Genomic DNA, 7,357 nt, shown 5'->3' with positions numbered 1-7,357 from the left:
AACTTATGGGGTTCATATCAATTACAGGTTTCTAGGTCTTTAATTATTTAACTGCATCCGGATCTCCAAAGTATTTCTTCGATAAGCGTGCTTCCGTTCCATCACGGTGAAGATTTTCAATGGCTTTGTTCAACTTTTCACGTAAAGTTTTATCTTGTTTTCGTAACCCAACTGCATCATAATCTGGCGGAAAGTTTGTCTTAACTAGTTTCATAGGTTCGTTTGAGTGATTGTGTGCTAAGTAATATTTAGCATAATCCCCATCAATTAAAACTGCATTGATTCGGCCTACCTTAACATCGTTAATTGCTTTATCAAAAGTATCATATTGAACAGGTTTCGTGCCTAAATACTGCTTCAAAACTTTTGGATTTTGGTTAAAATCATCAAAACCGACTGAACCTGATTGAACTCCTAGTTGTTTTCCATGCATATCTTGCGGAGTATTAATCCCAGAGTTTGCTTTAGTGAGCAAGACTTGATTATCTTCGTGATATGGTTTTGTAAACGCCGCGTGTTTTGCTCGTTCTGGCGTCATCGTATACCCATTCCAAATGGCATCAATGTGTCCCGTATTTAACTCGGTTTCCTTCATTGACCAATCAATTACTTGGAATTTAGGCTTTAACCCCATCTTTTCAAACGCAGCTTTGGCCATCTCCACATCATAACCAATTAACTTACCTTTTTTATCCCGGAATCCCATCGGTACAAAGGTATCGTCAATTCCAATGGTAATTGTTTTTTGTTGGTGAACCTTGTTCCAGGTATCAGTCCGGTGAGTTCCTTTATACCAAGCTCCAGCGACTACTAAGACTAAAAGTATGAGAATTAGTGTGTTCCCCAACCACTTAGGAAATTGTTTTTTTGTTTTCATCGTTCTACATCCTTTGAGAAGTCCAATACTTTACCATTCAAACTTTGTGCAAATGGTAAATCATGGGTCACGACTAATTGGGTAGCGTTGCGACTTTGCAATTTTTGAATAATCGACGTCACTCTTTCAGTAGACGCTTCATCTAATCCAGAAGTTGGTTCATCATAAGCTAAAACTCCAGGTTTCATTGCTAAAGCCCTGGCAATTGCAACCCTCTGTTTTTGCCCACCAGAAAGTTCAAAAGGATAGTTGTTTTGGTGTTCGGTCAAATCCAAATCAGCCAGTAATTCTGCAGCAGTTTTAGTATAAGTAGCCTTTTTTTCTTTGGCCACAATCCGTGGTGCTAGGGTAATGTTTTCGGTCACTGTATATTGGGGAAATAAATTAAAATCTTGGAAAATCACGCCGACTTCTGATCCTTGACGAGTTCCGTCAATTGTTAGTTCTTTTCCATCTAATTCAATCGAACCACTATCGGCCGGAATCAACCCTGCTAAAATATTTAAGAAAGTTGTTTTTCCAATTCCAGAAGGTCCAACAATCGTTAAAACTTCTCCTGGGGCAACCGTAAATGATAAATCTTTAAAAATTGTTCTTCCATTATAAGACTTAGTTAAGTTTTTAATTGATAACATTGTGTTTCCCTCCTAACGATAATAGTTCAAGCGTTTTTCAATGTAGCGCATAATAACTGTGAAAATCATAGTTAATAGAAGGTAGAAAGCTCCTACTAATAGATATGGAATCAAAGTTACGTCACGAGCCACGTCAATCGTACCAGCACGCATCAAGTCCCCTAGTCCAATTACATAAACTAATGAAGTATCCTTAACTAAATTAATAACTTCGTTTCCGACTGATGGCATCACCGTCTTAATCACTTGGGGCAATGCAATGTAACGGAACGTTTGCAACTTGTTCATTCCCAACACTCTGGCTCCAGCATATTGACCAGCAGGAACGGCTTGAATACCACCTCGAAAAATTTCGGCAAAATAAGCAGTATAGTTTAAAACAAAAGTTAGTACCACTGCTTCAAACCGTGGTAAGACTGTAATGTTAGCAAGACTCAATCCGTAATAAACAAATACAATTTGGAGCAATAAGGGCGTTCCCCGCATAATCGTAATGTAAATGTTAGTAATCCAGCGTAATGCAAAGAAACGAGAACGCTGAGCCATTGAAACAATCACACCCAACGGTAAGGAAATAATCAATGTTAGGAAGAAAACCCCTAACGTTAGCTTTAAACCATCTAATAAACTGGGTAATATTTCTAATATATAGTGCATTTTTTATTCCTCCTTGAATTTATCACCAAAACAAAAAAGTCCCCAAGTTATCGATTGATAACTTGAGGACGATTCGTTCGTGATTCCACCTCTGTTCAGCCTAGCATTACTGCTAAACTCTCAGGCACCTGACGTTCTAGAATGTAAGGTGCGACATTTAACGACGTCGGCCGGATATAGTTTTGCTATATCAATGATCACGAGTGTGGTTCGCCTATGCTACTGGTCACTTTTCAGCTACCGTGACTCTCTCAGTCAGAACCAATAGGTTACTCTTTCGTTCATATATTTAAATGAATTATAAATGGTATTTAATGAAAAAGCAATACAAATTTTTAATTTTGTTAAGTTTTTTTGTGAAAAAAATCAAATGATTAACTGATTATTATTTGGATTTACTATTTATCTAACAAAAAAGAACGTTCGCAATGAACGTTCTTTTTAAATATGAGCAGTCAAGGACTTGAACCTCAATCTCACGGACAAAGAATCCGTTGCTCTAACAGTTGAGCTAACCGCTCAATTAACTTACAGATACTATTGTAACAATTCAGTGAAATTACGCAAGGATTATTTATAAAAAAACAATCAAATTTTAAAATTTGATTGTTTCTACTATATTATTCAATTACTAAAGTATTTTTGGCGTTTAACTTAAACGCTTCTTTCTTTTGACTCTTCATACTACGTTCTTGGAAGTTAGCTTCTACATTATAACCTTGACTTCGTAGCTCAAACGCTTTTGCTAAAGCTTGATCAAAAATTGCATTAATTTCAACATCCGTTTTACCCTTAGTATCAGTACAGATGAAGTAATCAATGGCATCCTCTGCTATATCAGATTTAACAACCGTGGCAAGTCGTTCCTCACCAAAGGCAAAGCCGACACCTCCCATTTCAGGGCCACCAAATTCTTGCACCATGTTGTTGTAACGTCCACCGGCACAGATGGTGGTGTAATCATCACCAAATTCATGAGCTTTAGCTTGAATTTCAAAAACAGTATCCGTGTAGTAATCTAAACCACGAACTAAACGGTCATCCACCGTGTAGTCAACTTTTAAGATATCCAAAGCTTTTTTCAAATCATTGAAATAGTTCTTAGACCGTTCATTTAAACTATCTTCTAGTCTAGGAGCACCGGCTACAATCTTTTGATCATTTCGGTCTTTACTATCTAAAATACGAAGTGGATTTTGTTCCAAACGACGTTGAGAATCTTCACTAAGTTCATCTTTAAATTGTTCAAAGTACTTAACTAACGTATCGCGATAAACACTGCGACTTTCATCATCACCCAAGGTATTCAATTCCACGCGTAAATCATGAATATCTAACCCTTGAAAAATATCAATGGCTAACCGAATTACTTCGGCATCAATTTGGGGACTAACGGCACCAATACTTTCACATCCAATTTGGTGAAATTCTCGGTTGTGTGTGGCACCTGGACGTTCATATCTGAACATTGGTCCCATGTAGTAAAGTTTCACTGGCTTGGGATGTTCTGGTCCGAAGAGTTTGTTTTCGACAAACGAACGAACCACCCCAGCAGTTCCTTCAGGCCGAAGAGTAATGCTCCGTCCACCTTTATCTTCAAAAGTGTACATTTGTTTTGTCACAATGTCAGAAGAGTCACCAGAAGTGCGACTAAACACTTCGGTCTTTTCCACCATCGGGGTTCTCATTTCAGCATAGTTATATCTTGAAAAGACATCGCGTGCAGTTCCTTCAATTCGTTGCCAAACTGCAGTTTCGTTTGGAAGAATATCTTCCATTCCTCGTACTCGTTTGAATTTTCCGTCCATTATTATCCTGCTTTCTTGTTTAAATCGATTTACTTAAATTTTACCATTAATTAGCTCTTTTTGGGGGTAAATGTCGGATAATTACCTTAATTTATAATTTGATAATTCGCTTACGTACATTTTTTAGTTTTTATTTTAATTTTGTTCGCATTTTACTTTGCTTTTCCGCAAAATATCTGCTAATCTATTATATTAATTACTACAACTTAACAACAGGAGGATTTTCTTCATGGATAATTGGGAAAACAAGTTTGGCAAACACCAAGCATTAACTTATGATGATGTGTTATTGATTCCGGCAGCAAGTGACGTGCTACCTAACCAAGTCAGCTTAAAAACAAAATTAGGCAATAATCTTCTCTTAAACATTCCAGTACTTAGTGCTGCTATGGATACCGTCACTGAAACGGCAATGTCAATTGAGATGGCTAAAAAAGGTGGTCTAGGTGTAATTCATAAGAATATGTCACCAGAAGATCAAGCTGCTGAAGTAGCTACTGTAAAAGCAACACCTGTCGAAGGTGATGAAGCTGCCGTTGACGAACAAGGTCGTTACCTTGTTGCAGCTGCTGTTGGAATCAATGGTGAAACTTTTGATCGTGCCACTGCATTATTCAATGCTGGCGCCGATGCCATTGTCCTTGATACTGCCCATGGTCATTCAAAAGGAGTTCTTGATAAAATCAAAGAAATCAGAAGTCAATTTCCTGACAAAACTTTGATTGCTGGTAACATTGCGACTGCTGCTGCTACCAAAGCCCTTTTTGATGCTGGTGCTGATGTTGTTAAAGTTGGAATTGGTCCTGGATCAATTTGTACTACTCGAGTTGTAGCTGGTGTGGGTGTTCCCCAAATCACAGCTGCTTATGATTGTGCCCAAGTTGCTAAAGAATATGGCAAGCAAATCATCGTTGATGGTGGAATGCAATACTCTGGTGACATCGCTAAAGCCTTAGTTGCTGGTGGTGATGCCGTTATGCTTGGTAGCATGCTTGCTGGTACTACTGAAGCTCCTGGAAAAATTTTATCAGATAAGAGCGGTCACCAATACAAAGTTTACCGTGGAATGGGTTCAATTCCAGCGATGGAAAATGGTTCTTCTGATCGTTACTTCCAAGGTAAAGTTAAAGCTGAAAAGAAATTAGTTCCTGAAGGTATCGAAGGTAAAACTGAATACAAAGGTGACGCTGGCGATATTATTTACCAAATGATGGGTGGTCTTCGGGCTTCAATGGGATACACTGGCTCACATACCATTGCTGACATGAAGAAAGCTCAATTTGTCAGAATTACTGGTGCCGGTTTACGTGAATCACATCCACATGATGTTATCATTACTAAGGATGCCCCTAACTACAAAAAATAGGAGAATAATTATGGTAAAAAATGAACGTAATTACGACTCTGTAATGGTCCTTGACTTTGGTAGTCAATACAACCAATTAATTACTCGTCGTGTTCGTGAAATGGGAGTTTATTCAGAACTTAAACCCCACACAATGACCGCTAAAGAAATTAAAGCGATGAATCCAAAGGCCATCATCTTTTCTGGTGGTCCTAATAGTGTTAATGGTGACGGCGCTCTAGCCGTTGATCCTGAAATCTTTAATCTTGGTCTTCCTATCTTAGGAATTTGTTACGGAATGCAATTAATGGCCAAAGACCTTAAAGGTGGCGAAATTGTTACTGCCGATAACAGTGAATATGGCCAAGCTCAAATTGAAGTAACTGACAAAGATTCTAAGTTCTTCAAGGGCATGAACGACAAACAAACTGTTCTAATGAGTCACGGTGACTTTGTTACCAAAGTTCCCGATGGTTTTGAGATAACAGCAACTAGTGGCTCATGCCCTATCTCAGCCATGGCTGATCCAAAACGTGGCTTTTACGCCGTTCAATTCCATCCTGAAGTTAACTTAACTGAAGAAGGACGCGAAATGTTACACCACTTTGTCTTTGACATTGCTGGTGCTGAAGCCAACTGGTCAATGGATGACTTCATTGAAGATGCCATTGCCAACATTAAAGAAACCGTTGGTGATAAAAAAGTACTCCTCGGTCTTTCTGGTGGAGTTGACTCATCAGTAGTTGCGGTGCTTTTACACCGTGCCATTGGTGACCAACTTATCTCAGTTTTCGTTGACCACGGTTTATTACGGAAAAACGAAGCTCAACAAGTGCTTAAAGCTCTAGGTGACGATTTCGGTTTAAACATTGATTTCGTTGATGCCAGTGAACTCTTCTTAGGTAAACTAAAGGGTGTAACTGATCCCGAAACCAAACGAAAAATCATCGGAAAAGAATTTATCGATACCTTCTCAACCGAAGCTCGTAAATTTGACGATGTTGATTTCTTAGCTCAAGGAACTCTTTATACTGATGTCATTGAATCTGGGACTGATACAGCTCAAACTATCAAGTCTCACCATAACGTTGGTGGTCTTCCTGATGACTTGAAATTCAAGTTAATCGAACCTTTGAACAAATTGTTCAAAGATGAAGTTCGGGAACTTGGTGAAAAACTAGGGATGCCTAAAGCATTAGTTTGGCGTCAACCTTTCCCAGGTCCTGGTTTAGCAATCCGAATCATTGGTGAAGTTACTCCAGAACGTTTACGCATGGTACGTGATTCTGATGCCATCTTACGTGATGAATTTGCTAAAGCTGGTTTGAACAAGACTGTTTGGCAATACTTCACTGCCCTTCCTGGAATTAAGAGTGTTGGAGTTATGGGTGACGAACGGACTTATGACGAAGCCGTTAACATTCGTGCCGTAACCTCCGTTGATGGAATGACTGCTGAATTTGCGGAAGTTCCTTGGGAAGTTTTAGGTAAGGTTTCTAAACGAATTGTTGATGAAGTAGCGGGAGTTAACCGTGTACTTTACGACATTACGGGTAAGCCACCTGCAACAATTGAATACGAATAAAACCATCAATACTAAAGTGTTTTATAACCATTTTTAATGGTTATTAATACAATTAAAGTGGAGTGTTCTCCAGAATAACAAAAAGAGAGTATCACATTAAAATTAATGTGATACTCTCTTTTTGTATTCCAATAATATTTAATTATATTATTGTTGTAAATTTTTTTATATTATCTAAAGTTAATTTTTCAGTATTAGAAAATACAATATCTGCTTGTTTTAGAATATCTTTATTTCCTATCCCAATAGATATTTCATTTGCAGCATTAATGGCATCAACTCCAGCCTTCGCATCTTCAATTCCAGCACACTGTTCAGGATTTAATTTTAATAATTTTGCTGCTTCTAAATATATATCTGGACTTGGTTTTCCATGCTTTAAAGTAGATGGGTCTACAATTTTCGGAAAAAACCGTGTTAATTTTAATCTCTTTAATACTTCAATTAAAG

General features: G+C 38.0%; 7 protein-coding genes and 1 tRNA gene. 2 read left to right on the top strand and 6 right to left on the bottom strand.

All coding sequences use genetic code 11. The annotated features are described in order from the left end of the window. Positions 1 to 43 precede the first annotated feature (43 nt). The 5 genes from FD36_RS05905 to hisS form a co-directional block, all read right to left on the bottom strand. A complete protein-coding gene (locus FD36_RS05905; RefSeq protein WP_056958745.1) occupies positions 44 to 877 on the bottom strand; it encodes an amino acid ABC transporter substrate-binding protein in 834 nt (277 codons plus the stop codon). Further along, positions 874 to 1,512 (bottom strand): amino acid ABC transporter ATP-binding protein, encoded by a 639-nt coding sequence (locus FD36_RS05900; RefSeq protein WP_056958743.1) that lies wholly within the window; start codon positions 1,510 to 1,512, stop codon positions 874 to 876. Before FD36_RS05900 ends, FD36_RS05905 begins: the two co-directional genes overlap by 4 nt. Positions 1,513 to 1,524: 12 nt before the next feature. Further along, positions 1,525 to 2,169 (bottom strand): amino acid ABC transporter permease, encoded by a 645-nt coding sequence (locus FD36_RS05895; protein ID WP_056958740.1) that lies wholly within the window; start codon positions 2,167 to 2,169, stop codon positions 1,525 to 1,527. Positions 2,170 to 2,617: 448 nt separating this feature from the next. Then, positions 2,618 to 2,690, bottom strand: a tRNA-Lys gene (locus FD36_RS05890). A 99-nt stretch (positions 2,691 to 2,789) separates the two neighbouring features. Then, complete coding sequence (gene hisS / locus FD36_RS05885; RefSeq protein WP_041817531.1) at positions 2,790 to 3,977, bottom strand: histidine--tRNA ligase; 1,188 nt, start codon at positions 3,975 to 3,977, stop codon at positions 2,790 to 2,792. A 229-nt stretch (positions 3,978 to 4,206) separates the two neighbouring features. Between hisS and guaB the strand changes: the two genes are divergently transcribed. Further along, on the top strand, positions 4,207 to 5,343 hold the full coding sequence (gene guaB / locus FD36_RS05880) for an IMP dehydrogenase (protein WP_056958738.1): 1,137 nt from the start codon (positions 4,207 to 4,209) through the stop codon (positions 5,341 to 5,343). Positions 5,344 to 5,353: 10 nt separating this feature from the next. Continuing rightward, the gene (guaA, locus tag FD36_RS05875; protein WP_041817528.1) at positions 5,354 to 6,907 is read left to right on the top strand and encodes a glutamine-hydrolyzing GMP synthase; all 1,554 of its coding nucleotides are present in this window, start codon (positions 5,354 to 5,356) and stop codon (positions 6,905 to 6,907) included. Positions 6,908 to 7,049: 142 nt separating this feature from the next. Here guaA and FD36_RS05870 read toward each other — a convergent pair. Next, the coding region (locus FD36_RS05870; protein ID WP_156402039.1) for an HAD-IA family hydrolase at positions 7,050 to 7,357 on the bottom strand (308 nt) is incomplete at its 5' end.

This window comes from Fructilactobacillus sanfranciscensis DSM 20451 (assembly GCF_001436035.1).
In the GTDB taxonomy this organism is placed as follows: Bacteria; Bacillota; Bacilli; order Lactobacillales; family Lactobacillaceae; genus Fructilactobacillus; species Fructilactobacillus sanfranciscensis.
The sequence above is the reverse complement of the archived record's forward strand: the minus strand, read 5'-3'. Positions and strand labels throughout refer to the sequence as shown.

Bases quoted from the DNA above. Each gene is read 5' to 3' on its own strand.
- guaA (WP_041817528.1), top strand. From the start codon at position 5,354: ATGGTAAAAAATGAACGTAATTACGACTCTGTAATGGTCCTTGACTTT.
- FD36_RS05900 (WP_056958743.1), bottom strand. From the start codon at position 1,512: ATGTTATCAATTAAAAACTTAACTAAGTCTTATAATGGAAGAACAATT.
- guaB (WP_056958738.1), top strand. From the start codon at position 4,207: ATGGATAATTGGGAAAACAAGTTTGGCAAACACCAAGCATTAACTTAT.
- FD36_RS05905 (WP_056958745.1), bottom strand. From the start codon at position 877: ATGAAAACAAAAAAACAATTTCCTAAGTGGTTGGGGAACACACTAATT.
- hisS (WP_041817531.1), bottom strand. From the start codon at position 3,977: ATGGACGGAAAATTCAAACGAGTACGAGGAATGGAAGATATTCTTCCA.
- FD36_RS05895 (WP_056958740.1), bottom strand. From the start codon at position 2,169: ATGCACTATATATTAGAAATATTACCCAGTTTATTAGATGGTTTAAAG.